The sequence below is a fragment of the Brachybacterium massiliense genome (genome assembly GCF_900184245.1).
Taxonomy (GTDB): domain Bacteria; phylum Actinomycetota; class Actinomycetes; order Actinomycetales; family Dermabacteraceae; genus Brachybacterium; species Brachybacterium massiliense.
The window spans coordinates 485,481-509,162 of sequence record NZ_FXXB01000008.1; the positions used below are offsets into that span (position 1 = coordinate 485,481).

General features: G+C 67.5%; 21 protein-coding genes. 13 read left to right on the plus strand and 8 right to left on the minus strand.

The window, feature by feature from the left end; genetic code table 11:
• The first annotated feature begins 17 nt into the window (after positions 1-17).
• The 5 genes from BN4251_RS12200 to BN4251_RS12220 are packed head-to-tail and all read left to right on the plus strand — an operon-like array spanning position 18 to position 3,640.
• Positions 18-440 (plus strand): TOBE domain-containing protein, encoded by a 423-nt coding sequence (locus BN4251_RS12200; RefSeq protein ID WP_087485358.1) that lies wholly within the window; start codon positions 18-20, stop codon positions 438-440.
• Positions 437-1,219, plus strand: coding sequence for a molybdate ABC transporter substrate-binding protein (gene modA, locus BN4251_RS12205; protein ID WP_087485359.1), 783 nt, complete (start codon positions 437-439; stop codon positions 1,217-1,219). The genes BN4251_RS12200 and modA overlap by 4 nt, the downstream gene beginning before the upstream one ends.
• The gene (locus BN4251_RS12210; RefSeq protein WP_087485360.1) at positions 1,216-1,986 is read left to right on the plus strand and encodes an ABC transporter permease; all 771 of its coding nucleotides are present in this window, start codon (positions 1,216-1,218) and stop codon (positions 1,984-1,986) included. The genes modA and BN4251_RS12210 overlap by 4 nt, the downstream gene beginning before the upstream one ends.
• Entirely contained in the window at positions 1,983-2,993 is a 1,011-nt protein-coding gene (locus tag BN4251_RS12215; protein ID WP_087485361.1) for an ABC transporter ATP-binding protein, read from the plus strand. The genes BN4251_RS12210 and BN4251_RS12215 overlap by 4 nt, the downstream gene beginning before the upstream one ends.
• On the plus strand, positions 2,990-3,640 hold the full coding sequence (locus BN4251_RS12220; RefSeq protein ID WP_087485362.1) for an endonuclease III domain-containing protein: 651 nt from the start codon (positions 2,990-2,992) through the stop codon (positions 3,638-3,640). The genes BN4251_RS12215 and BN4251_RS12220 overlap by 4 nt, the downstream gene beginning before the upstream one ends.
• Here BN4251_RS12220 and BN4251_RS12225 read toward each other — a convergent pair.
• The 4 genes from BN4251_RS12225 to BN4251_RS12240 form a co-directional block, all read right to left on the minus strand.
• Complete coding sequence (locus BN4251_RS12225; RefSeq protein ID WP_140398430.1) at positions 3,570-4,604, minus strand: LacI family DNA-binding transcriptional regulator; 1,035 nt, start codon at positions 4,602-4,604, stop codon at positions 3,570-3,572. The two genes, BN4251_RS12220 and BN4251_RS12225, sit on opposite strands and share 71 nt — an antisense overlap.
• A 13-nt stretch (positions 4,605-4,617) precedes the next feature.
• Positions 4,618-5,526, minus strand: a complete 909-nt coding sequence (locus BN4251_RS12230) for a carbohydrate ABC transporter permease (RefSeq protein ID WP_087485363.1) — start codon at positions 5,524-5,526, stop codon at positions 4,618-4,620.
• A gap of 10 nt (positions 5,527-5,536) precedes the next feature.
• On the minus strand, positions 5,537-6,556 hold the full coding sequence (locus BN4251_RS12235) for a carbohydrate ABC transporter permease (protein ID WP_245810334.1): 1,020 nt from the start codon (positions 6,554-6,556) through the stop codon (positions 5,537-5,539).
• Positions 6,557-6,627: 71 nt separating this feature from the next.
• Positions 6,628-7,905: an ABC transporter substrate-binding protein gene (locus BN4251_RS12240; protein WP_087485364.1), complete on the minus strand. Its 1,278-nt coding sequence runs from the start codon at positions 7,903-7,905 to the stop codon at positions 6,628-6,630.
• Between the two features lie 842 nt (positions 7,906-8,747).
• Here BN4251_RS12240 and BN4251_RS18020 point away from each other — a divergent pair.
• On the plus strand, positions 8,748-10,298 hold the full coding sequence (locus BN4251_RS18020; RefSeq protein WP_140398432.1) for a hypothetical protein: 1,551 nt from the start codon (positions 8,748-8,750) through the stop codon (positions 10,296-10,298).
• Here BN4251_RS18020 and BN4251_RS12250 read toward each other — a convergent pair.
• From BN4251_RS12250 to BN4251_RS12260, 3 genes are all read right to left on the minus strand, one after another.
• On the minus strand, positions 10,210-11,157 hold the full coding sequence (locus tag BN4251_RS12250) for a DNA adenine methylase (protein WP_083311011.1): 948 nt from the start codon (positions 11,155-11,157) through the stop codon (positions 10,210-10,212). The genes BN4251_RS18020 and BN4251_RS12250 overlap by 89 nt on opposite strands.
• A 463-nt stretch (positions 11,158-11,620) precedes the next feature.
• Positions 11,621-12,022: a recombinase family protein gene (locus tag BN4251_RS12255; RefSeq protein ID WP_087485366.1), complete on the minus strand. Its 402-nt coding sequence runs from the start codon at positions 12,020-12,022 to the stop codon at positions 11,621-11,623.
• Positions 12,019-12,435, minus strand: a complete 417-nt coding sequence (locus BN4251_RS12260) for a hypothetical protein (RefSeq protein WP_070637944.1) — start codon at positions 12,433-12,435, stop codon at positions 12,019-12,021. Before BN4251_RS12260 ends, BN4251_RS12255 begins: the two co-directional genes overlap by 4 nt.
• 203 nt (positions 12,436-12,638) lie before the next feature.
• Between BN4251_RS12260 and BN4251_RS12265 the strand changes: the two genes are divergently transcribed.
• Positions 12,639-13,640: a DNA-processing protein DprA gene (locus BN4251_RS12265; protein ID WP_087485367.1), complete on the plus strand. Its 1,002-nt coding sequence runs from the start codon at positions 12,639-12,641 to the stop codon at positions 13,638-13,640.
• Positions 13,641-13,655: 15 nt separating this feature from the next.
• Here BN4251_RS12265 and mobF read toward each other — a convergent pair whose 3' ends face one another.
• Positions 13,656-17,219, minus strand: a complete 3,564-nt coding sequence (mobF, locus tag BN4251_RS12270; RefSeq protein ID WP_087485368.1) for a MobF family relaxase — start codon at positions 17,217-17,219, stop codon at positions 13,656-13,658.
• 340 nt (positions 17,220-17,559) lie between these two features.
• Here mobF and BN4251_RS12275 point away from each other — a divergent pair, with 340 nt between their 5' ends.
• From BN4251_RS12275 to BN4251_RS12300, 6 genes are all read left to right on the plus strand, one after another.
• Complete coding sequence (locus tag BN4251_RS12275) at positions 17,560-18,675, plus strand: DNA cytosine methyltransferase (protein ID WP_087485369.1); 1,116 nt, start codon at positions 17,560-17,562, stop codon at positions 18,673-18,675.
• Between the two features lie 90 nt (positions 18,676-18,765).
• Positions 18,766-20,439, plus strand: coding sequence for an ATP-binding cassette domain-containing protein (locus BN4251_RS12280; protein ID WP_087485370.1), 1,674 nt, complete (start codon positions 18,766-18,768; stop codon positions 20,437-20,439).
• Between the two features lie 3 nt (positions 20,440-20,442).
• The gene (locus BN4251_RS12285) at positions 20,443-21,051 is read left to right on the plus strand and encodes a TetR/AcrR family transcriptional regulator (protein ID WP_087485371.1); all 609 of its coding nucleotides are present in this window, start codon (positions 20,443-20,445) and stop codon (positions 21,049-21,051) included.
• 14 nt (positions 21,052-21,065) lie between these two features.
• Positions 21,066-22,220, plus strand: a complete 1,155-nt coding sequence (locus BN4251_RS12290) for an MFS transporter (protein WP_212647614.1) — start codon at positions 21,066-21,068, stop codon at positions 22,218-22,220.
• A complete protein-coding gene (locus BN4251_RS12295) occupies positions 22,217-22,621 on the plus strand; it encodes a GNAT family N-acetyltransferase (RefSeq protein WP_245810336.1) in 405 nt (134 codons plus the stop codon). The genes BN4251_RS12290 and BN4251_RS12295 overlap by 4 nt, the downstream gene beginning before the upstream one ends.
• A 94-nt stretch (positions 22,622-22,715) precedes the next feature.
• The gene (locus BN4251_RS12300) at positions 22,716-23,567 is read left to right on the plus strand and encodes a helix-turn-helix domain-containing protein (protein ID WP_245810337.1); all 852 of its coding nucleotides are present in this window, start codon (positions 22,716-22,718) and stop codon (positions 23,565-23,567) included.
• The last annotated feature ends 115 nt before the right edge of the window (positions 23,568-23,682 follow it).

A 23,682-nucleotide genomic window follows, 5' to 3' on the forward strand; every position in this document is an offset into this window, starting at 1 on the left:
GCCCTATGATGGCTTCCATGACGCAACTGCGAGTACGCGAGGCCGCGGTGTTCCTCGGAGTCAGCGAGGACACCGTCCGGCGCTGGATCGAGAAGGGGACGCTCAGCGCGGGCACCGACGCCGCCGGGCGCAAGGTGCTCGAGGGCACGGAGGTGGCCCGGCACGCCCGGGAGATCGCGGCGGCACCGGAGCTGCACGGCTCCACGGCCTCCTCCGCCCGCAACCGTTTCGTCGGCCTGGTGACCGATGTCGTGATGGACACCGTGATGGCCCAGGTGGAGCTGCAATGCGGTCCTTTCCGCGTGGTGTCCCTGATGAGCAGCGAGGCCGCGCGCGAGCTCGGGCTCGAGCCCGGCAAGATCGCCAGCGCCGTGGTCAAGGCCACCCAGGTCGTCATCGAGGCCGAGCCCGATGATCCCGCCCAGGGAGCATTGCGATGAAGCCCCGCTCCCGCCTCGCCGCCGCAGCGGCCGGCCTTGTCCTGCTCGCGGCCGGCTGCGGCGGCGCGGGTGACACCGCCGCCGGCGGCGAGGCGTCCGCCGAGGACACGACGCTGCTGGTCTTCGCCGCCGCCTCCCTGCAGGAGCCCTTCGAGGACCTCGCCGAACAGTTCGAGGCGCAGAACGAGGGCGTGGACGTGCAGCTGAACTTCGCCGGCTCCTCGACCCTCGTCGAGCAGATCCAGCAGGGCGCCCCGGCGGACGTCTTCGCCTCGGCGAACACCTCGAACATGGGCAAGCTCGTCGAGGCCGATCTCCACGGCGCCGAGCCGGTGGACTTCACCTCCAACACGCTGATGATCGCGGTCCCGGCCGGCAACCCCGCCGAGGTCACGAACCTCGCCTCGCTCACCGAGGAGGAGCTGAACCTGGTCGTCTGCGCGCCCGAGGTCCCCTGCGGTGCGGCCACCGAGACCGTCGAGGAGGCCGCTGGGCTCACCTTCTCCCCCGTCAGCGAGGAGCAGTCGGTCACCGATGTGCTGAACAAGGTCACCAGCGGCGAGGCCGATGCCGGCCTGGTCTACGTCACCGATGTGAAGAAGGCGGGGGATGCGGCCTGGGGCATCGACTTCCCCGAGTCCGACGCCGCCGTGAACATCTACCCGATCACCACCGTGAAGGGCACCGAGAACGCGGAGCTCGGCCAGGAGTTCGTGGATCTGGTGCGGAGAGAGGACGGCCAGGAGCTGCTGGCCGGATACGGGTTCGCCGGGGTATGAGATCCCTCCCCCGCTGGATGCTGCTGCCGGCGCTGCTCGGTGGGCTGTTCGTGCTGCTGCCGCTGATCTCGATGGGGCTGCGGGTCCAGTGGGGGAGCTTCGGCGCCCTGGTCACCAGCGAGTCCTCGCTGCAGGCGCTGCGCCTGAGCCTCCAGACCTCCTCCACCAGCGCGCTGGTGTGCGTGGTGCTCGGCGTGCCGATGTCGCTGGTGCTGGCCCGCTCCTCCTTCCGCGGGCTCTCCCTGCTGCGCTCGCTGGTGCTGATCCCGTTGGTGCTGCCGCCCGTCGTGGGCGGCATCGCGCTGCTGTACACCTTCGGCCGGCAGGGCCTGCTGGGTCAGCATTTCGAGCTGCTGGGGCTGCAGGTCGCGTTCTCCACCACGGCGGTGGTGCTCGCCCAGACCTTCGTGGCCCTGCCCTTCCTGGTGATCAGCCTCGAGGGCGCACTGCGCACCGCGGGCACTCGCTACGAGGCGGCCGCCGCCTCGCTCGGCGCCCGGCCCACTCGGGTGATGTTGCAGGTGACGCTGCCGCTGATGATGCCGGCACTGCTGTCCGGGACCGTGCTCTCCTTCGCGCGGGCGCTCGGCGAGTTCGGCGCCACGATCACCTTCGCCGGTTCGCTGCAGGGCACCACGCGCACTCTGCCGCTGGAGATCTACCTGCAGCGCGAGAGCGATCCGGAGGCCGCGGTCGCGCTGTCCTTCGTGCTGATGATCGTCGCGGTGCTGATCATCGCCGTGGCCCGCCGGCGGGTGGTCGCATGAGCCTGTCGCTGTGCGCCTCGGTCCCCGAGCGCGGGGTCGAGCTCGAGCTCGAGGTGGCCGACGGGGAGACCCTCGCGCTGATCGGCCCCAACGGCGCCGGGAAGTCCACGGCGCTGTCGTTGATCGCGGGGGCGCTGCGCCCCGCCACGGGACAGGTCGTCCTCGACGGGCAGGTGCTGACCGGTCAGGGGCGCTGGGTGCCGCCGCATCAGCGGCAGGTCACCACGCTCTCGCAGGACCCGGTGCTGTTCCCGCACCTCACGGCCCGCGGGAACATCCGCTTCGGACTGCGCGCACAGGGACAGTCGCGGCAGCGAGCGCACCGCGAGGCGGGGCGCTGGCTCGCCGAGCTCGGCATCAGCGAGCTCGCCGACCGCCGGCCCGCGGCGCTCTCCGGCGGGCAGGCTCAGCGGGTCGCGATCGCCCGGGCCCTGGCCGCCGATCCCCGGCTGCTGCTCCTGGACGAGCCGATGGCGGCTCTCGACATCGACGTCGCCCCTGCTCTACGGGAGCAGCTGAGGGGCTTCCTCGCCCCGCGCACCGCCCTGATCGTCACCCATGACGTGCTCGATGCGCTCAGCCTCGCCGACCGGATCGTGGTGCTCGAGGCCGGGAGAGTGGCGGAGCAGGGGCTCACGAGGGAGCTGCTCACCCGGCCCCGCACCGCGTTCACGGCCCGCTTCGCCGGGCTGAACCTCGTCACCGGACGCTGGGCCGGCGGCGCCGTGGTCCTCGAGGACGGGACCCGCCTCCGGGCCGCCGGCGACTTCCGTGCCGGGTCCTGGGTGCATGCCGCCTTCCGTCCCTCGGCGGTGCGCCTCACGGCGAACGACGGGATCCCCCGCACTGTGACCGGGCTGCTGCCCCGCGGCGACCTGATCCGGGTGCGCACGCGCGGCGTCGCCGCGGATCTTCCGCCCCAGGAGATCGCCGAGCACCGTCTCGAGCCGGGGTCCGCGGTGCGCCTGGAGATCCCGGCCGAGGCCGTGACAGCCTACGAGGCATGATCGATCTGCGCGCCCTGCATCGGGAGCTGCGGGCACTGCACGGCCCGCAGGGCTGGTGGTGGCCCGGCGAGGAGCCCTTCGAGATCGCCGTGGGCGCGGTGCTGGTCCAGCGCAGCCGCTGGGAGCAGGCCGCCGCGGCGATCACGGCGCTGCGCGGAGCGGGCCTGCTGGAGGCGGAGGCGCTCGCGGGGGCCGACGAGGAGGACGTGCGCGCCCTGGTGCGGCCGGCCGGCTTCTCGCGCACCAAGCCGCGTCGCGTGCAGGCGCTCGCCCGCTGGTGGGACGAGCACGCCGACGCGGCGCACGAGCTCTCGGACGCCGCGCTGCGCACCGAGCTGCTCGGCGTCGAGGGCGTGGGCGAGGAGACCGCGGATGCGATCTCGCTGTACTGCTTCTGCCGTCCCGCCTTCCTGTGCGATGAGTACGCCAGGCGTGTGCTGCGCGCACGGGGCGCGATGGTCCCGGGCTCCTATCGCGCCTTCCGCCGCGCCCTCGAGGGAGTGCTGGCCGAGGCGGAGTTCGAGGTCGCCGAGCTCGCCGAGCTGCACGGCCTGATCGTCGAGGAGGGCAAGACGCTCAGGTCGTCGAGCGCACCGCCAACTGTGGAGCCAGCACGATCTGCTGCTCCACCTCGCGCCCGGCGATGAGGTCCACCAGCATCCTCGCGCCGAGCTCGGCGAGGCGACGGCCGGGGTTGATCACGGTGGTCAGCGAGATGGTGTCGTCCGCGGCGGAGGCGATGTCGTCGAAGCCAGTCACCGCGACGTCCTCCGGGATCCTCATCCCCTGACCCTCGAGCTTCTTGAGCGCGCCCAGCGCCATCAGGTCGCTGCTGGCGAAGAGGGCGTCGAACTCGACGCCGGAGGCCAGCAGCGCCGCGGTCTCCCGTTCGCCGGAGGCGAGGGTGAAGTCCCCGAAGGACTGCCAGGCGGGCTGGAGCCCCGCATCGGCCAGCGCCTTCTCGAATCCCTCCCGACGGTCCACGGCCGCCGGCATGTCCTGGGGGCCGCAGACCATCGCGATCCGGCGCCTGCCCCGTGAGAGCAGATGCTCGGCCGCCAGGCGGCCGCCCTCGGTGTTGTCGAGGTCCACGAACGGTGCGGTGAGCCCCTCGGGCGGGCGGCCGATGAACACCACCGGCACCGACGCCTCCCGGAGCACCTCGACGGAGAGGTCCCCCTCGTGGTGGGAGACCACCAGGAGGCCGTCGGCGTGGCCGCCGCGCAGGAAGCGCCGGGTGCGGGCGTGGTCCTGCGGGCTCGAGAGCACCAGCAGCAGCTGCTTGTCGCTCTCGTCGAGCCCGGCGGTGACCCCGGAGATCGCGCTGACGAAGAAGGGATCGGTGAACACCCGCGATTCGTGCTCGGGCACGATCAGCGCGACCGCGCCGGTCTGCCGGCTGGCGAGGCTGCGGGCGGCGTTGTTGGGCACATAGCCGAGCTCGCGCACGGCCTGCTCGACCTTCGCGACCTTGTCCCGCCGCACCTGCACGTCCCCGCGCACCACGCGCGAGACGGTGGCGCGGGAGACCCCCGCCACGCGTGCCACGTCCTCGAGGGTCACCCCTCGGCCGTTGGCCGCGCCCTCGTCGAACTCGTCCAGCATCCCCATCCGCAGTTCCCTCTCAGCCCTTGACCGCGCCCTGCATGATGCCACCGACGAGCTGTCGCCCGGCGAGGATGAACAGAAGCAGGAGCGGGATCACGGAGACCACCACACCGGACATGATGAGCGAATAGTCCTTGAAGTAGGACGCCTGCAGCTGCTGCAGTGCCACCGGCAGGGTGAGGTTGTCGCCGCGCAGGATGATGAAGGGCCAGAAGAAGTTGGTCCACGAGCCCACGAAGGTGAACAGGAACAGCATCGCCCCCGCGCCCCGTGAGGCGGGCAGCGCCACGTGCCAGTAGCTGCGGAAGAGGTTGCAGCCGTCCATGCGCGCGGCCTCGATCAGCTCGAAGGGCAGCGCATCATCGAGGTACTGCGTCATCCAGAACACGCCGAAGGCGGTGACCAGGCCCGGGATGATCACGGCCTTGAGGTCTCCCACCCAGCCCAGGCGCGCCATGATGATGAACAGCGGGATCACGCCCAGCTGGACGGGCACGGCCATGGTCGCGATCACGAAAAGCAGCAGCGCGCGCCGGCCCCGGAAGCTCAGCTTCGAGAACGCGAAGCCGGCCAGGGTGGCGAAGAAGACCACCGAGATCGACGTCAGCGTCGCCACGAGGATCGAGTTGACCATCGCGGCCCAGAAGTTGATGTCGGAGCCGATCACCTCCCCGATATTGCTGAAGAGGTTGCCCTGCGGGATCAGGCTCGGTATCGGATTGCGGGCGATGGTGCCGGCATCGGAGGAGGCCAGCAGCAGCGCGTAGTAGAGCGGGAAGAACGAGATCGCGAGGATCACGGCCAGCAGGCCGTAGTTCCACCAGCGCGGGCGCGCGTCGACGCCTCCCCCGCCCTTGAGACGACGGCGGGCCGCACGGGCCGCGCCCTTTCCGGCGAACTGCTCGATGGCAGCGGTCGACTGCATGAGGGGCTCCTTACCGCGTGCCCTTGGCGGGACCGCCGGAGTGGGCGATCCGCTTGGTGATCAGGAAGTTGAGGATGCCGATGGCGATGATGATCAGGAACAGCAGCCAGGCGACGGCGGAGGCTCTGCCGAAGGAGATCTGGGGCCCCCAGCCGAGCTCGTAGAGGTACATGGTCATCGTCATCCACTGGCGGGAGGCTCCGCCCTGCCCGCCCGTGTCGAACATGCGCGGCTCGTCGAAGATCTGCAGGCCGCCGATGGTCGAGGTGATCACCACGAAGATGATCGTGGGGCGCAGCATGGGCACGGTCACGTGCAGGAAGCGGCGCATCCGCCCGGTGCCGTCGATGATCGCGGCCTCGTAGATCTCGCGCGGGATCGCCTGCATCGCGGCGAGGAAGATCAGCGCGTTGTAGCCGGTCCAGCGGAAGTTCACCATGGTCGCGATGGCGAAGTGCGCGGCCAGCGCATCGGAGTGCCATTCGATCGCGGGCAGGCCCACGCCCATCAGCACGTTGTTCACCAGGCCCGACTGGTCCGCGAAGATCTTCGTGAAGATCAGCGAGACCGCGACCGGGGCGACGATGAAGGGCACCAGCACGCCCATGCGCCAGAAGGTCTTGGCGCGCAGGTTCGCATCGAGCACGTAGGCGATGAGAATCGCGGCGATCACCTGCGGTACCGAGGAGAGCAGGAAGATCGAGAAGGTGTTGCGCAGCGCCTTGTAGAAGTTGTCGGAGCCGAGCACGAACTCGAAGTTCGCCAGGCCCACGAAGTCGCCCTGCCCGCGGATCAGGTCCCAGTCATGCAGCGAGACCCAGGCCGTATAGAGGATCGGGAACAGGCCCACGAGGAAGAACAGCAGGAAGAAGGGGCTGACGAAGACGTACGGGGTCACCCGCATGTCCAGCCGCGCGAGCCGCGAGCGGCGGGCGGTGCGTGCCGGAGAGGCGGGCGTGCGGCGCGACGGAGGTGCGGGCGCCGGGCCGGAGGGCTCCGAGCTGGTGGTGGGGCGCGTCGAGGCGGTCACCGGTGTCCTTTCGCTGGGGGTGACGGGCGCGGGCGGCTCGTGCCGCCCGCGCCTGTCTCCGACGGTGCGTCTCAGGCGAGGCCGAGCTCGTCGTACGCGGTCAGCGCCTGCTCCCAGGACTCGGCCGGGTCCACGCCGTCCCCGTCCCAGCGGGTGATCGCATCCGCGACCACGGTGTTGATGACGAAGAAGTTCGGCCCCATGAAGGGCTGCACCTCGATCGCGGTGGCCCGCTCGGAGAAGATCTCCCCGACCGGGGCGTCGTTGAAGAAGGGGTTCACGGAGCTGGTGACCTCCTCCGACTCGAGCGCCTCGAGCTGGCTGGGGAAGGCGCCGACGGCCGCGAAGGCGGCGGCCTGCTGCGCAGGAGCGGTCAGCCAGGCGGCGAGCTTCTTCGCCTCCTCGACGTTCTTGCCCTGCGAGGGGACGGCGAGGTAGGAGCCGCCCCAGTTGCCGCCGCCGCCGGGGAAGACATCGGCGATGTCCCAGCCCTCGACGCCATCGGCGTTGCCGGACAGCGGGCCCATCATCCACGGCGGGCAGAGCATGGTCGCGAAGCCGTCGCTCTGGAAGGAGGCGGTCCAGTCCTCCTCCCACTGCGTCATGCCGCCGGAGATGTCCTTGTACTCCACCAGCAGGTCGTAGATCGCCTTGACGTCGGCGTTCTCCGCGAGCGGGACCGGGGTGCCGTCGGCCGTCTCGTAGGGGTGGGTGAGCTGCTGGACCATGCCGTTGAAGGTGCCGCCGGCACCGTCGAACCACGGGATGCCGGTCGCCTCGGTGAACTGGCGACCTGCCTCGAAGTAGGTCTCCCAGTCACCGGTGAGCAGCTCGGCGACCTCGGTGCGGTCGGTGGGCAGCCCGGCCTTCTCGAAGAGGTCGGCGCGGTAGGCGATCGCCTCGGGGCCGATGTCGGTGCCGTAGCCGACGAGCTTGCCGTCGACGGTCGCGGCCTCGACCTTCCAGTCCAGCCAGCGGCCCTCGAGCTCGGGATCGGTGAGGTCCTCGAAGACATCCGCGTACTGCAGCAGCTCGGCCCACCAGCCGACCTCGACGCCCTCGACGTCCGCGAGCCCGGAGCCGGCGGCGAGGCCGGTCATCAGGTTGGCGCGGGCGTCATCGGCGGTCGCGGCCTTCTTGTGGGTGATCGTCACGCCCGGGTTCTCCGCCTCGTACTTCGCGAAGAGGTCCTCGTAGCCGAACTCGTTGAACGTGGCGACGGTGAGCTCGATGTCGCCGCCGCCGCTGCCTCCGTCGCCGCCGCCGGAGCTGCTGCTGCACCCTGCGATCGCCGCGGTGGCGGCGGTGGCCGCCGAGGCGGCGAGAGCGGTCCTGCGCGTGAACTTCATGGTGAACTCCTTCGTCCGGTCCTGCGATCTGGATCTGAGAGCGCTCTCAGGATGACTGAGATCCTGAGAGCGCTCTCAGAAGGGATGTCAGTCACAGTACACGAGGAGGGGAGGATCGGAGGTCTCGATACGGTCTCGGACGGGGCAGCGCCGCGACAGCGCGACACCGGCCCTCAGGGTGACCGCGCACGACGACGAAGGGCCCCACCTTTCGGTGGGGCCCTTCGCAAGAGTCACTGTCTCACGGTTTCTCGAGTGGAGGTAGCGCGACAGTGTTCGAACCTTGCCCCATCCCTAGAGTTGGCCGCTTCCTCGCATCGAGCGATCCGTCGTCGGCGCGGGTCAGCGGCAGTGTCGCCGGGTCCCACGCGGCCGCTCCCTCGTCCGGTTCCGAGGCTGACGCCGGAGATGCTGGATGAGGCGGAGCGGAGGCACAACACTGGCGAGACCCTACGCCAGATCGCGGACGATCTAAGCGTGAGCAGGCAGCGCCTCGCCGAGCACCTGCGCGGGCGTGGGGTCGCGATCCGAGGTCAAGGTCCATCACCGGAACAGGTGCTCGAGATGGCCCTCCGCTATGAACAGGGCGAATCTCTGGCGACCGTAGGTGCCCGAGTCGGTTTCAACGCGGGCACTGTGCGCACGCACCTACTGCGTGCTGGTGTATCGCTTCGGGACCCTCACGGACGAGTGCGGTAGGCCACGTTACCTCGACAGGATCGATCACAGTCGCCTAGAAAAAGTGAGGTACTTGGCTGATCGGTCAGCGTCGCTCGGGAGAGCGATGCCCGGCAGCATGGGCGCGGGAGTCCGCGTGTCGGCGCGCGTCCGGGCTCGCAAACATGGGAATCTGGAAGATGATCTCCGGCTGGAGGTCTGGATGCGGAGAATCGGAACCAACGAAGGGAGCGGCAGTGCCACGAGTACCTGAGGAGGTTCGTCGAGTCAAAGTCGACTCGCTGGCTCTTGACCTGAGCAACTTCCGCTTCGCTGTCGATCAGAGCAATGAGTCTCTTGCCTTCAACTACCTGTTCGAGGAGTACGACGTACTTGGGATGGCACGTTCTCTTCTACGAGAGGGCTACACCACAAACGAGCTTCCTCTAGTCGTCGAGGAAAATAGTCGTTTTGTAGTACTGGAAGCAAATCGGCGAGTGAGTGCACTCCGCGCCCTTCGCGATCCTTCACTTGCTCCGGCATATCGACAGAGAATTGAGGCGTTACTGAAAAGGCATCAGGAGGACGCCGACGAGTTGCCTGACGAAATATATGTCACGGTATTTCCTGATCGGAAGACTGCCGCCCCCATTTTGGCACGCCAGCATATCGGTGAGGACAAAAAGAGGTGGGGCCTCGACGAGCAAGCGAAGTTCGTTCTTGCCCAGCTCACCGATGAGGTTGACGTCAAGTACCTGAAAGAGACGCTGACTGGAATTAAAGACGTGGTTCGCCTTATCCGCATGGGGCGAGTCCGCGAAGCCCTCTTGTCGACGAATTTTACAGACGCAGACATTGCCGCATTCGCGGCTGGGCAAGAGTTGAAGATGTCCGTCTTCGAGTACGCATACCGTAGCCGAGAGATTCAGCCGCTTATGGGCTTTTCCTTCGACCAGGATGGAAACGTTACATCTCGACCTGAAAGTCCCGGTCAGATCGCAGTTCTCGAACGTGTCCTCCGCGGATTTCAGAGCGGGGAACTCAGTACACGTCGCGTGCTCGACAACAAGAAGGGAGACGCATACAAGGAACTAGTTGAAGAGTTGAAAGCAATTCTTGACCCACCCACTCAAAGTGAGGTCAGTACGTCAACGCCAAGTAGCTCAACGCCGGTTGACGACACCCCAAGCGGAGCGAACACAGACCCGCATGGTTCCGGTACCGCGAAGCAGCCCTCTTCCCCCTCGTCCAATTCTGAGACCACTACAGATGAACAACAACCTCAGCGCGGACCTAATCACCCAGACACGCGTGACAAGCTTTCGCTACAAGGCATCGACCAACTCCCCGTTCCCGAGGCGTTCGCCGCGAGGTTGCACGAGCTTCGTTCTATTAGCCTGAAGTCGCATCCCACTGCGGCCACAATGCTTTTGCGCTCTGTGATCGAGGCAGCAATCAAGGAACACTTTGCGCAACGAGGCACGACGGTAAGCGGTGAACTTGGGCGTGCTGTAGACGCGGTTTTCCGAGCCTACCCAAAGGAACGCCAGATCTCTCAGGCGGTGCAACTACTGAAAAATGCACGCGGACCGATTGCTGGTTCGGGCGAGTGGTTTAACGCTCCTACGCACTCCATGCACGTAACCATTACCGCGCCAGAGATCCATCAAGCATGGCGCGAGATGCTTCCGTTGCTTCGCTTCCTTTTGAGCCCTGCACAGCCTGCCACCCCTTGATGAGGGCTTCAGCGACTCTTGGAGAAGCGATCATGAGTTCGTCCGTGAAACCTGGGTGGCGCGCAGAGTAATTTAGCTCATACCTACTCTGAAAATAATCCGCATACAGGTTCTCGATGAGCGGCGATACGTCGTAGGTCATCACCCAATGAGCGCCGTCTATACGTTGTACCGTGCGGGCCAACGCCTCGTGATCACGAGCGTCGAAAGCGTTTAGATAGAGCTGCGATCCTGCACGCACGTAAGGTGGGTCAATGTACATGAATGTTGTTGGATCGCTCCCGTACTCACGTATCACCGTTCGCCCATCAAGGTCTGTGACAGTGATTGCGTCTGCAAGAACCCCGATTTCTGAGACTCTATCTGCGAGTTTCTCCCGATTGAAACGCGCGTCGATCTTGTAGTTTCCCTGTTGCGCCAATCCACCGATAACACCGCCACGGAGCACGCCAGAGCGATTTGTGCGATTGAGATAGAAGAAGGAGAATCCCAGGGCGAGATGGTCGTCCGTTTTACCGGCCCTGTATATCTCACGCTGTCGTTTCCACTCATCAATATTTAGAGGCGTCTCGACGATGAGGCGCGTGAAGTCGTCCGTCTGTTCTGTTACTGATCTCCAAAAAGCGTAGACGGCCGAGTCGAAGTCATTGATTACGAGACGCTTTACGAGTCCTTGCCGTAGCAGAGCAATACCTGCTCCAGCACCGCCAGCGTAGGGCTCAACATAGCATGCATCGGTGATGTCAAGTTCGCCAATTAGGTCCGCGAAAAGCCCCGCTAGCGCGGCCTTTCCGCCTGGATAGCGAAGTGGGGAGAGTGTCCCGTATCTCCTAGTGGCCCGGATGCTCAAGTGCTCCATCAAACAACCACCTTAGCTGCCCGGAATGCGGCAACTCTGCAGCGAGTAGAGCAAAACCGCGCATCCTTCCGAGCAACAATATGCGCTTGGCACTGCTGGCATGTGATCAGTTGACCTCGTCGACGCATCCGTTCTTGACGGATTTGCTTGGCCCACTGACGCAACTGCTCCTCAGTCGCCGTTGTCACGTCTTCCATGTAACGGATCATACACGTTACCAACTGCCATCGAACAGCGGACGTGATTTCGCTCGCCACATGGTTCTTGCCGCGACCGTGAGCTGAGCAGGCGGCGATCCGGGTGCATGGAGAGGCGGTCACTGAGGGTTGGCCGCATAGTTCGTGCAGAGTTGACCTCAGTACGAGGCGTCATGCTTTGTGGCACATCTCGGGGCTGTAGAACAGCGAAAGGCCCCACTCTCAACCCGGTGAGAGTGGGGCCTTGTCGATGGGGCGGGAACGGGTCAGGGTTCGCGATGCCCGCCAGGGAGCGGATCGTCGTGCCGTTCCTGGAACTCGGCGTAGGCCTGTTTGATTCCGACGAAGATTGCGTCGCGCCCGTTGGTGGTCTTCTCCTTCGTGACGTGGATCGTCACTCCGGCCTCCTGGAGTCGCTGCACCGTGGCGAGGTGCTCGTTGATCTTCTCCCCGAGTCGCGCGAGGTCGTTAACGATGACCGCGCTGACATCGTACTGTTGGACGGCTTCGAGCATGGCATCGAGGCCGTGGCCGGTGCGCCCGATGTCGTAGTAGGAGCCGGTGACCGTCAGACCGAGCTCGCTCGCGTACTGGCGGCAGGCGGTCTCCTGATCGGCCAGCCACTTCTCGTTGTGGACCGCGCTGCGCCGGTAGATCACCGTGTTCATGATGCGCCTCCCGCCAGAGCCGGCTCCGCGTCGGCCTGCTCGCTCGACGCTGCGGCGTCGCGGCGGGCGTTGCGGCGCTGGACGTGCTCGCGGTGCCGGACGCGGGCGAGGGCGATGAGGCTCATCGGGCCAAGCCAGAGCATTTTGAGCGCGTTCCACGCGCACAGCAGGACGACCAGGTGGAGCCATCCCCACTCCGAGCCGGCCTGGTCGATGACATCGCTCAGGAGCTTGACGACGGCGATATAGGGCGCGGCGAGCAGCATCGCGGGAACACCCCACTTGAGTCCGCGGCGGGTGTAGACGGCATCGCGGATGCGGTTCGTCGGGAAGAACCGGCGGGTCTCTTCCAGGTTCTGGGCGGTGTTCTCGCTCTGGCGCCAGCGGCGTCGGACGCGGTCACTGAGGAACATTGCGGGCCTCCTTCAACACGGTCGAATGATCGAAGCGGCGTGTTGGTGGTGGCCCCGCGGAAGGGGGCGATCCCGAAAGACCCTACAGATTGGAAGCCTGCGCTTCGTCTTCGAGTTTACGCCGGAGTCGCGCCAAGTGAAAGGTCTCCCCGCTGCTCCGGGTGCACCTGCTCGGTAATGCCTGCGAGTGGAAGGACCCGATCATGGTTTCTCTGGCTGACTACGCCCGCGATGAGCGGACGGCCCGCGTGATGCTCTCGATGATCGTCGAGCCCAATGACGCCAAGATCGGTCGCCTGCTGCGACGGGAAGGCGGCATCGAGACCCTCCGCCTGCTCGACGCCGGCGGGCCGATGCCCGGCCTCCGGGCCGAGGAAGCGACGATCCTGCACCACACCGCTCAGCAGTTCGGCTCGCGCGACAGCTTCAAGGACGATCTGGCCCACGCCCTCGACGGCTCATATACGCCGCTGGTCCCTGGCGACGCGCCCTGGCCCGTCTCGGTCGACGAGCTGGGTGATCGCGCCCCCTACGTACTGTGGGCGAGAGGGGCGACCTCATTCCTCGCGACCCGGAGCGATGCGCGAGTCACGATCACCGGGTCTCGGGCCGCGACTGCATACGGGGATCATGTCGCCGGGGAGCTCGCCGCGGATGCGTCGATGACCGAGCAGATCGTCGTCTCCGGCGGCGCCTACGGTATCGACGGCGCAGCACATCACGGGGCGCTCGCAGCCGATGGTGACACCATCGCGGTCATGGTCGGCGGCCCGGACCGCCTCTATCCCGCGGGGCACCGCGACATGCTCGAACGGGTCGGCGATCTGGGGCTGCTGCTGAGCGAAATGCCTCCCGGCTCGGCCCCGACGCGGCACCGGTTCATCGCCCGCGGCCGGCTCCTCGCGGCACTGTCCTCGGCGACGTTGATCGTGGAAGCCGGGGCACGATCCGGCGCGCTGAACGTCGCCCGCGAAGCGAACTCCCTCGGCCGGGGCGTCGGGGCAGTGCCCGGCCCGATCACGTCCGCGGCGAGCACCGGCACGCATCTGCTGCTGCGTGAAGGCACCGCCACCCTCGTGACCGGCTCGCACGATGTCGCCGCCCTCACCACCAGCCGGCAGCAGGCACCAGCACGAGACCAGGGCCTGACCACCGGGCAGGACCTCGATGCTCTCGACCAGGAGCGGCCCGGCCGTTCCCTCTGATCGAAGGTTCGTCGCTCAGAGCGTGCGCCCCTGCCGGGCCTCGATGGTGAGGTCCGGCTGCTCGGTGTCCGGGGTCTGCTGGCTGAGCTGCTTCGCTCGGCTCAGCGCGGCCTGGGCGCGGGCGGCGTCGATCTTCTGCGTCTCCGACCCGGCTACGGCGCCGAGCGGGTGGTCGTCGGTGATCTGGTAGCGGTCGCGGTACGCGGCAACGACCTGCCCGAACCTGCGCCATCGCTGCGCGGCGCGTGCCTCCCCTGGTTTCGCGCCGAGCGCGGTCGTCCACGGTGCGGCCTCGTCCGTGTCCCGGTCGAAGACCGCGGCGGCGCGGCGCTCGATCAGCTCCTGCCGCTCCACCAGTGTGCGGTGCATCTCGGGGTCGGTGACTCCTGCGGCGTATGGGATGAGGCCGGCGATGAGCTGCGGCGCCTGCCGCGTGCGGCCGGACCCGGCAAGCCTGGTCGTGGCGCGGGCGACGCGGTGATGCAGGACGGAGGCGATGTCGTCGGCATCCTCGAATCCCCGCGCCGCCACCAGACGCGGGAGCAGGTCGTCGAGGTCGTAGCGGTTCGCCTCCGCGCGGCGCAGCTCGGTCGACAGGGCGCCGTAGGCATCGGAGCCGAGCACGAGATCGACCTGCCCCTCCGTGAGGCCGGCGATCTCCAGGAGGGTGGCCCAGCGGTCGTGCTGGCCGGCCTGGGCGATGGTCTCGTACTCCGCGGCGAGCTGCCCGATCGAGCCCCAGCGTTCCTGCTCAGCGGTGATGGTCTCGTGCGCGGACAGCTCCGCGCCGACGTGCTGCAGCACCCCGTAAAGGACGCTTCGGGAGGTGGCGTCGGGGTTGTCGGAGGGATGCGGGGCGACATGCTCGGTATCGGCGGTGTCGGTGGCGACGTAGGCGTGGTTCCCGTGGCGGCCGCGGGTCATCGCGACGTAGAAGTTCTCCCGCGTCGTCGTCGCCGTGGTGACCACGTGCGAGGTGTCGACGGTGATGCCTTGGGCGCGGTGCGCGGTGATCGCGTACCCGAGCTCGACCTGCTCGGCCACATACGGGGCCGGGAGCACCATCGACCCGCCGAATCGTCGCCCGTCGGGGCGGACGGTGATCGACCCGTCCTCGCCCACGGCCGTGACCGTCCACCGGTCGCCGTTGCGCACCCGTGCTCTGCCGTTCTTCGAGCGCAGATGTCGGTTGTTCTCGCGCGTGATGACCAGATCGCCCTTCGATGCGCTCGTGCCGTCATGCAGGAAGGCCTCACGTCCGGGGGTGATGGTGCCGTCGAGGATGAGGTCGGCGCGGGCACGCTCGTTGAGCTGGGTCACCGTCTCCCGCGTCTCCGCGACCAGGATCGACGCCCTCCCCTTCTGGGAGTCGTGGCGCCAGGCGGCGTAGGCGGCATCGACCATCGTCTCCTGCTCTCCTCCGCGGACCCGGCCGTGCTCGATGAGGGCGTCGATCGCGCTCGTGCGGCCGTGGCGCAGGTTCAGAGAGTTCGCCTTCTCCCACGACGCCGAGAAGCGATGTACATCGGTGAGCTCGGGGGCGTCGTCGCGGTCGTGCACGAGCATCCCGAACGCCCCGCCCGCGTCGACGGCTTGGAGCTGCGACCAGTCACCGACCAGGAGGACTTTCGCGCCGGCTTCTTCTGCCACGGTGGTGATGCGGTCGAGGGAGCCGGTGCCGGCCAGCGATGCCTCGTCGAGGATTACGAGCTGTCCCTGCTCGAAGGTGCGACCCTGATGAAGATGCAGCTGCCACCAGCGGGCGGTGTTGTCGGTGGCGATGCCGAGCTCCTCGCCGAGGACCTGCGCGGCCGTCTCCGACGGGGCGAGGCCGACCACCGAGCCGGAACCGTGTTCCTTCTCCCACGCCCGCTTCAAGGCGCTCATCGCCGTGGTCTTGCCCGCACCGGCGGGCCCGACCAGGACATCCACGACCCGGCCGGAGACGGCGATCCGTGTGAGCGCCTCGGCCTGATCCGGTCCGAGCCGGCGCCCTTCAGCGTCGGGCTTGCCGGCGATCTTCTCCACGGTTGCAAGCTCGATCGTCGGCCCGGTCATGGTGTGGGAGCGGTCGAGGAGGCGGTCTTCGGCGGCCAGCAGCTCCTCGGTCGAATACAGGATCGCCCCGGTGTGGCGGAAGCGGCTCGACCCATCCGGGCGGCGGAACAACAACGGGCTCGACGCCAGCTCCGGGGGCGTCAGCCGCAGCGACGCTTGTTCGGCGGCATCGGTGACCATCCCCGTGATCGCCTCGCGATCCTCCGCGGTCGCGAACCTGATGCCCATGAGCTGGCGGCTCGCTTCGGCGTGCAGGTTCCAGCGCCGCCACGTCGACCGCTTCTCACCCACCACCTCGACCACGGAGCGGCCGAGGTCGGCGATCGTGTCCAGCGGCACGTCATCGGCCCGCAACAGCGCCGCCTGCTCCGCGTGCGTTGAGACGGTGCGTGCCCAGCCGGTCGCATCCTCGCCCAGCAGTCCGGTGGCGCGGGTACGCCAGTCGGCGGTGAGGTCCGCGAGGGAGTGCACCTGCTTCGCCGGCCGGGTCGCGAGCGTCGCCTGCGCTCGGAGCTTCAAGACTGTCTTCGAGGACGGCTGGCGGCCGTGCCTGTGGACGTAGGCGTCGATCAGCCGGGTCTTCTCCTCCTCGATCTGCCGGGTACGAGATGAGAACTCCGTCACCAGCTCCTCCGGCACCGGCGCGAGCTCCCACGCCGGGTTCCGATCCCGGCCCCGCTCCCGCGCTTCCCACTCGATGCCGAACGTGCCCGTGATCCGGTCGGCCAACGTCGCGTTGTACAACTCAGACAGGGCGACGATCGAGGCGTGCACGGGCCGCCCGGCGAGCGTGCGCCACTTCTGATCCTGCACGGTCAGGACCTTGTTGCTCACCACGACGTGCGTATGCAACTGGGGATCGGAGCTGCGCGAGTCGTAGTGGTCGAACGCGGTCGCCAAGACGCCGGCGACATCGACGTGGGCGACCGCCCCCTCGGGGCCTGCCGCGCCGACGCGCGTGGTCGCGACCTCGCGTTCGAGGAACGCGATCACCTCGGCAACCGCCTGATGATGCGCGTCCGCAATCAGCGATTGCGTGCCCGCGTCCGCAACCCCCCACAGCGCGGACAGCGACTTCGGTACTGAGAACGTCAGATCGTAGCCGGCGACCGCACGGCGGGTGCCGCGCTCGGCCTCCTCCGCCTCGATCGCCGCGACCTGCTCGGTACGAGAGACCGGCCCGAGCTCCGGATCGAGATCCGCGACGCGCTTGTCGACGCGCTCCTGCACGCTCGCGTACTGCCGATATGCCTCTCCCAACGCCTCGCCCGTGATCGGGTCGCGGCCCATCCCGACCAAGAGCTGGAGCTGCGCCTCGGAGACCTGGCCACCGGCGGCGAGCTCCCCGCCACCAAGGAACGGCAGACCCGACCCCATCCAGAAACCGGGAGGTGTTCCCTCCTCCGTGTAATACCTCGTCAACGGCGTCGAGAGATCACGATCACCATCACCCGCGGCGACAGTGCGCAGGAGGTACTGGTAGCCGTCGCCGGCCGACATCACCCGCATCGAGACCGTCATAGCGACGAGGTGAGCCGTCGGCATCTCGCATCTCGACGCTATCGAATCCAGCACTGTCAACTTAGGTTGACGCGGCGGGCCTCGCTTGAAAGACGTGTGGCGGCTCATGGAGCGGCGAGAGGAGGCGCTGCTCAGCAGACAGGTGGTGATGAGGGGTCGGTATCGGGGGTTGGGCTCGAAGTGCGTCGGGCGGCCGGTGCACCTGGCAGGTGTTCAGCCCGGCAGGTCGACGCCCTTGTACAGCGGTCTCGGCGTCCGGGGTTCACGAAGCCCGGCAGGTCGACACCCGTGTACAGCGGTCTCGGCGTCCGGGGTTCACGAAGACCTGCGGAGCCACCTGATGCACGACCGACTCTCCGATTCTCGCCCGGTCAGGATCGGGTCGCTGTTCTCCGGCTACGGCGGCCTCGACCTCGCCGTCGAGTACGCCACCGGCGGGGAGACGATCTGGTTCTCCGAGATCAACACCCCCTCCATCCGCGTCTTCGCCCATCACTGGCCCGGCATCCCGAACCTCGGCGACATCACATCCGTCGACTGGGCGACGGTGCCACCGATCGACGTGCTGATCGGCGGGTTCCCGTGCCAAGACGTGAGCACGGTCGGCAAGGGCGCCGGCCTCGCACCCGGCACCCGCTCCGGGCTCTGGTCGCACATGGCGGCCGCGATCGACGCGCTGCAACCCGAGCTCGTCATCATCGAGAACGTCCGCGGCCTGCTCTCCGCATCCGCAATCCGCCCCACCCCGGAAGGAACAACCCCCGATGCACGCAACCCCGACGATGCAACCGACGAGCCTGCAACCGCCGTTCGCAACCTGGAACCCGACCCGTGGCCGCTGGGAGACGAGCCAACGCGACCTCTTCGGGCGCACGGAGCCGTACTCGGCGATCTGGCCGACCTCCGGCGAACTGCGCGATGGACCGACCTACCGGCGTCACTGGCCGGCGCACCACATCACCGGTCCCGGTTCTTCCTCACCGCCCATCGCGAGGACGCTGTTCCGGACACCTTTGGCCTCAGACTCCTCGCGCGGCGGCGAGACCCTGGACCAGGTACGGACACGCCGGGGCACGATCGCCCTGAGCCACCAGGTGATCGACCTGGCGCTGCACGGGCCGCATGGCTCGCCCGCCAGCTGGAACGAGTCCGAGACCCTGTTCGCCCTGATCGAGGACATCTTCACCGCTGGGGGCGATACGCCCAGGCCATCACCCGATGGGAGCAGATCACCGGACGAGCAACCCCCGCCCCCGCGATCCTGAACGAGGAGAAAGGCCCACGCCCAGCGCCTGAGTTCGTCGAATGGCTCATGGGCCTCCCGGCCGGCTGGGTCACCGACCCCGGGCATGGTCTGACTGCGGCCCAGCAGAACGCCGCCTTGGGCAACGGCGTTCTGCCTCTCCAAGCAGTCGTCGCCCTCGACGCCCTACGGAAGGGCACTGAGCCACGATGAGGACGGCGTGCCGTCCTACGCGTGGCTGCGCGCTGGTGACGGAGTGATCTGTTCAGCACTATTTATCACAGGCGTGATAGTTTGGTGTGTATGACTCATCTAGATGTTGCTTCGGTGGCGTACACGCTTGCGGACGGTCGTCCGCTGCTGAGCGATGTGTCCTTCAGCGTGGGCCAGGCCGAGCGCGTCGCGCTGATCGGCGCGAACGGTGCGGGCAAGAGCACACTGCTGCGCATCATCACCAAGGAGCTCGCACCTGAAGCGGGTAGCGTGGCGCGATCCGGCGCGTTGGGCGTGATGCGGCAGTTCATCACGGGTGGCACTGTTCGCGACCTGTTGCTGTCTGTCGCGCCGCCTGCGATCCGCGACGCGGCGGCACGGCTCACCGGCGCCGAGGCCGTGATGGAGGATCGGGGCACCACGGAGTCGCAGATGGCATTCGCGACCGCTGTCGCCGCGTGGGGTGACGCGGGCGGGTACGACGTCGAGGTGCTGTGGGATGCCTGCACCGTCGCCGCGCTCGGGGTGCCATTCGAGCAGTGCCGTGACCGGGCAATATCGACGCTCTCGGGCGGTGAGCAGAAGCGACTCGCGCTGGAAGCCCTGCTGCACGGCCCGGACGACCTGCTGCTGCTGGACGAACCGGACAACTCGCTCGACGTGCCAGGCAAGCGATGGCTGGAAGAACAGCTTCGCACAACGGGCAAAGGGGTGCTCTACGTGAGTCACGACCGGGAGCTCCTGGCCCGCACCGCCACGAAGATCGTCACCCTCGAACTCGGCGCAGCCGGCAACACCGCCTGGACGCACGCTGGGAGCTTCGAGACCTACCACGAGGCGCGCAGGCAGCGCTTCGCCCGACTGGACGAACTCCGCCGCCGCTGGGATGAGGAACACCAGAAGCTACGTGCTCTTATGCAGATGTACAAGCAGAAAGCCGCCTACAACTCCGACATGGCCTCCCGCTACCGGGCCGCGCAGACCCGACTGGCGAGGTTCGAGGATGCGGGGCCACCCGAGGAACAACCGCACGAGCAGCACCTCGCGATGCGACTGCAGGGTGGACGCACCGGCAAGCGAGCGCTTACCTGCACAGGGCTAGAGTTGACCGGCCTGATGCATCCGTTCGATTTCGAGGCGTGGTACGGCGACCGGATCGCGGTGCTCGGGTCGAATGGCTCCGGCAAGTCGCACTTACTCCGCCTGCTCGCTGCGGGCGGCAGCGATCCCAGCCCCGAGCATGCGCCCGTCACCGAGACGGTGATCGATCCAGTACCGCACACCGGTGTCGCGACCCTGGGTGCGCGGGTGCGACCGGGCTGGTTTGCGCAGAACCGTGGCCGCCCGGACCTTGCGGGGCGGACGCTGTTGGAGATTCTTCACCGAGGCGACGAGCACCGTTCCGGGATGCCCCGCGAGGACGCCTCTCGTGCGCTGGCCCGCTACGAACTCGCGCACGCCGCGGAGCAGACCTTTGATTCTCTCTCGGGCGGGCAGCAGGCGAGGCTCCAGATTCTGCTGCTCGAACTCGGCGGGGCGACGATGCTGCTGCTAGATGAGCCGACCGACAACCTCGACCTTATCTCCGCCGAGGCGCTACAGCACGCACTCAGCCGATTTGAGGGCACCGTGATCGTCGTCACGCACGACCGATGGTTCGCCCGCGACTTTGACCGCTTCCTCGTCTTCGGCGCCGACGGAGACGTGTACGAGAGTGCCGAGCCGGTCTGGGATGAGACCCGCGTAGTCAGAGAAAGGAACTGAATCATGCCCGCACGGATCGACCCCGAACAGCGGCGTCAGCAGGTCATCGAGGCCGCGTTCCGCCTCGTCATCGCAGACGGCATCGAGGGAGTGTCGCTGCGGAAGGTCGCCGACGAGTCGGGGCTGAACATTGGCTCGGTGCGGCACTACTTCGACGGGCACCACGACCTGCTGACCGCAGCAGCGGAAGAAGCGGGTGACCGGATGGGACGCAGGCTCGCTGAGCACCCGGTCAAGCGTCTTCGCGGTCTGCGCGGCGACGCGGCACTGGACGCCCTCCAAGCGCTGGTCGAGACAGTCATGCCCGTCGATGATGCGCGCCGGGCGGAGACGATCATCGTGGTCGAGCTCGTCATAGCTTCGCGCACCAGGCCAGTGTTCCGTGCCATGTCCGAGCGCATGGGCACTGACCTGTCCGCCGTGATGCGCGAAGCGCTCGACGCACTCGACCTCCCTGATCCCGACCTTGCCGCCGCGCAACTGGTCGCCGTGGTCGGCGGCCTGACGATGGATGCCGTGACACCGCACGGCGGCCTCAGCGCCGACCGGGTCAGGGAAATACTGCGCGCGCATCTCCGGCTGCTGCTGACCACCGCGAATGAGAGCCGATAGATATGCCTGCGTGGTTGTTCGCACTGCTCGCCGCCGCGTTCGTGTTGTACACGGATGACTATGTGATCGCGGGCATCCTGCCCGAGCTCGCGCGCGATCTGACCGTCTCCGAGGGGCAGGCCGGGCAGCTCGTGACCGTGTTCTCTGTCACCGTTGCGGTCGCGGCACCCGTTGCCGCGGTCGCTCTGGCACGCATCCCGCGTCGATGGCTTTTCGCCGTCTCGCTGCTGGTCTTCATCGCCGCGAACATCGCGGCGGCGACAACGCCGTCGTTCACGGTCTTGATGCTGCTGCGCGTCGTCGCCGCGCTTGCGGCCGCGAGCACCACTCCGGCATTGTTCGCGTTCGCGGCACGGCACGCGCCCGCGGACAAGGTGGGGCGGTTCATCGCCGTCGTCTCGCTCGGTGTCACCGGCTCAATCGCCGCGGGGGTGCCCCTCGGCACCTGGATCGGCGGCGCGTTCGGATGGCGAGCCACGTTCGCAGCAATGGCCGTCGCCGGAGCGATCGTGCTCGTCTTCGTGCTCACGACGCTGCCCCGAAGCGAGGGGCCGGACGAGACGCCGGTGTTGCGCGACCAGGTGCGCACGCTGCAACAACTGCCGATCTCGCTGGGGCTGCTGGCGAACTGCGTGCTGATGACCGGTTCGATGATGATGCTCACCTACCTCGCGCCCTACCTGGCTTCGGCCACGACAGCGGGCGTAGAGGAACGGGCACTCGCGTTCAGCCTGTCCGGGATCGCAGGCATCCTCGGAATCTGGCTCGGCGGTATCGCCACCGACCGCTGGGGCGCAGACCGAACACTCCTGTTCGGCATCGCTGCCATCGTCGCCTCGATGCTCGCACTCTGGGTGCTCTGGGCCAGCCGCCCCGCTTCGCTACCGCTCGTGCTCGTCGTGGCCACGGTCTGGGGTGGGATGGCGTTCTGGAACTCACCAGCGATCCAGGCCCGCCTGCACCACCTCGCGGGTCCCGTCTCCGGACAAGCCCTGGCACTCAACACTTCGGGCACCTACCTCGGCGTCTCCATCGGAGCCGCAGCCGGCGGGCTCATCCTCTCTAGCGTTGGGTCGGGCGGCCTCCCACTGATCGCGGCAGGCTTCGCCGTCGCAGCGCTCCTCCTGCTCAACCTCGCTCGTCGCTCGACGCAGGAGCTCAGTTCTTGAAAACTCAAGACGCCGCTATCTTTACTTCTCCGCGGGGTGGCGACCTCGCCGGGCTCGCGATCGCTGACACCACGACCGACGCGTTCGCCGGGAGCCTGGCCCTCTTCGACGTGAGTGACGAGTCCGCCGAGGTCGCGTTCTGGATTCATCCCGCTTATCGAGGGTCAGGTGTCGCCGCTACCGCTCTGGCGCTGGCAGCCCGGTTCGCCAGGGCCAGCGGGCTGCATGAACTCACCGCGCGGGCGCTGTCCGAGAACTCGGCCTCGCAGCGCACTCTCACTGCAGCGGGCTTCGTATTCCAACGACAAACCCTCGATACCGCGCCCTCGGGCGAGCGAGTCCAGTTGCTGCACTACTCCTACCGGCGGCACACGGCAGGCAAGGGAAGAGGACGTCGATAGAGGGTGAGTGCCGCTGAGAGCTGAGGGGTTTCATGCGTTAGTTGCGCGGACGCGGACTCTGCATCGTCCGGTCGGGCCGGTCGCGTATGACTGCGTGAAGCTGATCGTCGTCCGTGATGGCAGCGCGATCTTGTTCAGCGAGTTCGGGCAGCAGCCGGTACGGCCGGGAGATGTGATCCTGCTCGGCCCGAACGTGCTGTGCGGGTCGGAACCAGAAGGGCACATCACCGTTACCACGATCTATGCCGACACCGACTACGTGATCGATCAGGCGTTCTGGCAGCACGCCGACATCCTGTACGACCGGCTCGATGCAATGGGGTTCGCTGAGAAGGTCTACTCGGACCCAGCGCAGATCCTGCGCCTCGGTGAGGATCGGACGGGCATGATGATGGCGTGGCTGGATGAGATGGTCGCCCTCAGCCTCGACGGGCAATTCCACCACCGATTCCATCGGCTGCAGGCGCTCTGGTTCGCGATCATGGACGTGGTCACTCCCCATATCCGTCGATCTTCTGTACAGCTCACGCCGTTGCAGCGGGCACGCTCGCGTCCCGTGCTGCCGCGTACGCGCCGGTTCGCGCCGCTGCGCCGAGAAGCGCTACTCGCTCGCGAAGCCCTCCACGAGAACGTCGCGCACCCGTGGACGCTGGGCGAGCTGGCCGAAACCGTGCGACTGTCTCCGCAACAGTTCACGCGGGTGTTCGCTGAGGCGTTCGGGAAGACCCCGATCGCCTACCTGACGATGCTGCGGGTGCAGGAGATGGCGCGGCTGCTGCGCGAGACCGATCTGCCCGTCGCTGCTGCGGGCCGGCGCGTGGGCTGGTCGAGCCGGTCGCGGGCGACGGAGGCGTTCATCGAGCACACCGGGCTCAGCCCGAGCCGCTACCGCGCCATGCGCCCCGTCACTGCCGATCACCCCGAGAACGGCACCGTGGTCCGGTAAACCGTCACTTCGCCCGGCGTCCGACCGGACATCACCGATTCCCGCACATCGTCGGCGGGAGCGCTGGTAGTCCGGTATGTCCTACGTCAGGCACGACCACAAGTTGTCCTGGCGG

Bases quoted from the DNA above. Each gene is read 5' to 3' on its own strand.
- BN4251_RS18020 (WP_140398432.1), top strand. From the start codon at position 8,748: ATGGGAATCTGGAAGATGATCTCCGGCTGGAGGTCTGGATGCGGAGAA.
- BN4251_RS12265 (WP_087485367.1), top strand. From the start codon at position 12,639: ATGGTTTCTCTGGCTGACTACGCCCGCGATGAGCGGACGGCCCGCGTG.
- BN4251_RS12215 (WP_087485361.1), top strand. From the start codon at position 1,983: ATGAGCCTGTCGCTGTGCGCCTCGGTCCCCGAGCGCGGGGTCGAGCTC.
- BN4251_RS12220 (WP_087485362.1), top strand. From the start codon at position 2,990: ATGATCGATCTGCGCGCCCTGCATCGGGAGCTGCGGGCACTGCACGGC.
- BN4251_RS12285 (WP_087485371.1), top strand. From the start codon at position 20,443: ATGCCCGCACGGATCGACCCCGAACAGCGGCGTCAGCAGGTCATCGAG.
- BN4251_RS12275 (WP_087485369.1), top strand. From the start codon at position 17,560: ATGCACGACCGACTCTCCGATTCTCGCCCGGTCAGGATCGGGTCGCTG.
- BN4251_RS12255 (WP_087485366.1), bottom strand. From the start codon at position 12,022: ATGAACACGGTGATCTACCGGCGCAGCGCGGTCCACAACGAGAAGTGG.
- BN4251_RS12260 (WP_070637944.1), bottom strand. From the start codon at position 12,435: ATGTTCCTCAGTGACCGCGTCCGACGCCGCTGGCGCCAGAGCGAGAAC.
- BN4251_RS12250 (WP_083311011.1), bottom strand. From the start codon at position 11,157: ATGGAGCACTTGAGCATCCGGGCCACTAGGAGATACGGGACACTCTCC.
- mobF (WP_087485368.1), bottom strand. From the start codon at position 17,219: ATGACGGTCTCGATGCGGGTGATGTCGGCCGGCGACGGCTACCAGTAC.
- modA (WP_087485359.1), top strand. From the start codon at position 437: ATGAAGCCCCGCTCCCGCCTCGCCGCCGCAGCGGCCGGCCTTGTCCTG.
- BN4251_RS12230 (WP_087485363.1), bottom strand. From the start codon at position 5,526: ATGCAGTCGACCGCTGCCATCGAGCAGTTCGCCGGAAAGGGCGCGGCC.
- BN4251_RS12240 (WP_087485364.1), bottom strand. From the start codon at position 7,905: ATGAAGTTCACGCGCAGGACCGCTCTCGCCGCCTCGGCGGCCACCGCC.
- BN4251_RS12280 (WP_087485370.1), top strand. From the start codon at position 18,766: ATGACTCATCTAGATGTTGCTTCGGTGGCGTACACGCTTGCGGACGGT.
- BN4251_RS12200 (WP_087485358.1), top strand. From the start codon at position 18: ATGACGCAACTGCGAGTACGCGAGGCCGCGGTGTTCCTCGGAGTCAGC.
- BN4251_RS12210 (WP_087485360.1), top strand. From the start codon at position 1,216: ATGAGATCCCTCCCCCGCTGGATGCTGCTGCCGGCGCTGCTCGGTGGG.
- BN4251_RS12225 (WP_140398430.1), bottom strand. From the start codon at position 4,604: ATGGGGATGCTGGACGAGTTCGACGAGGGCGCGGCCAACGGCCGAGGG.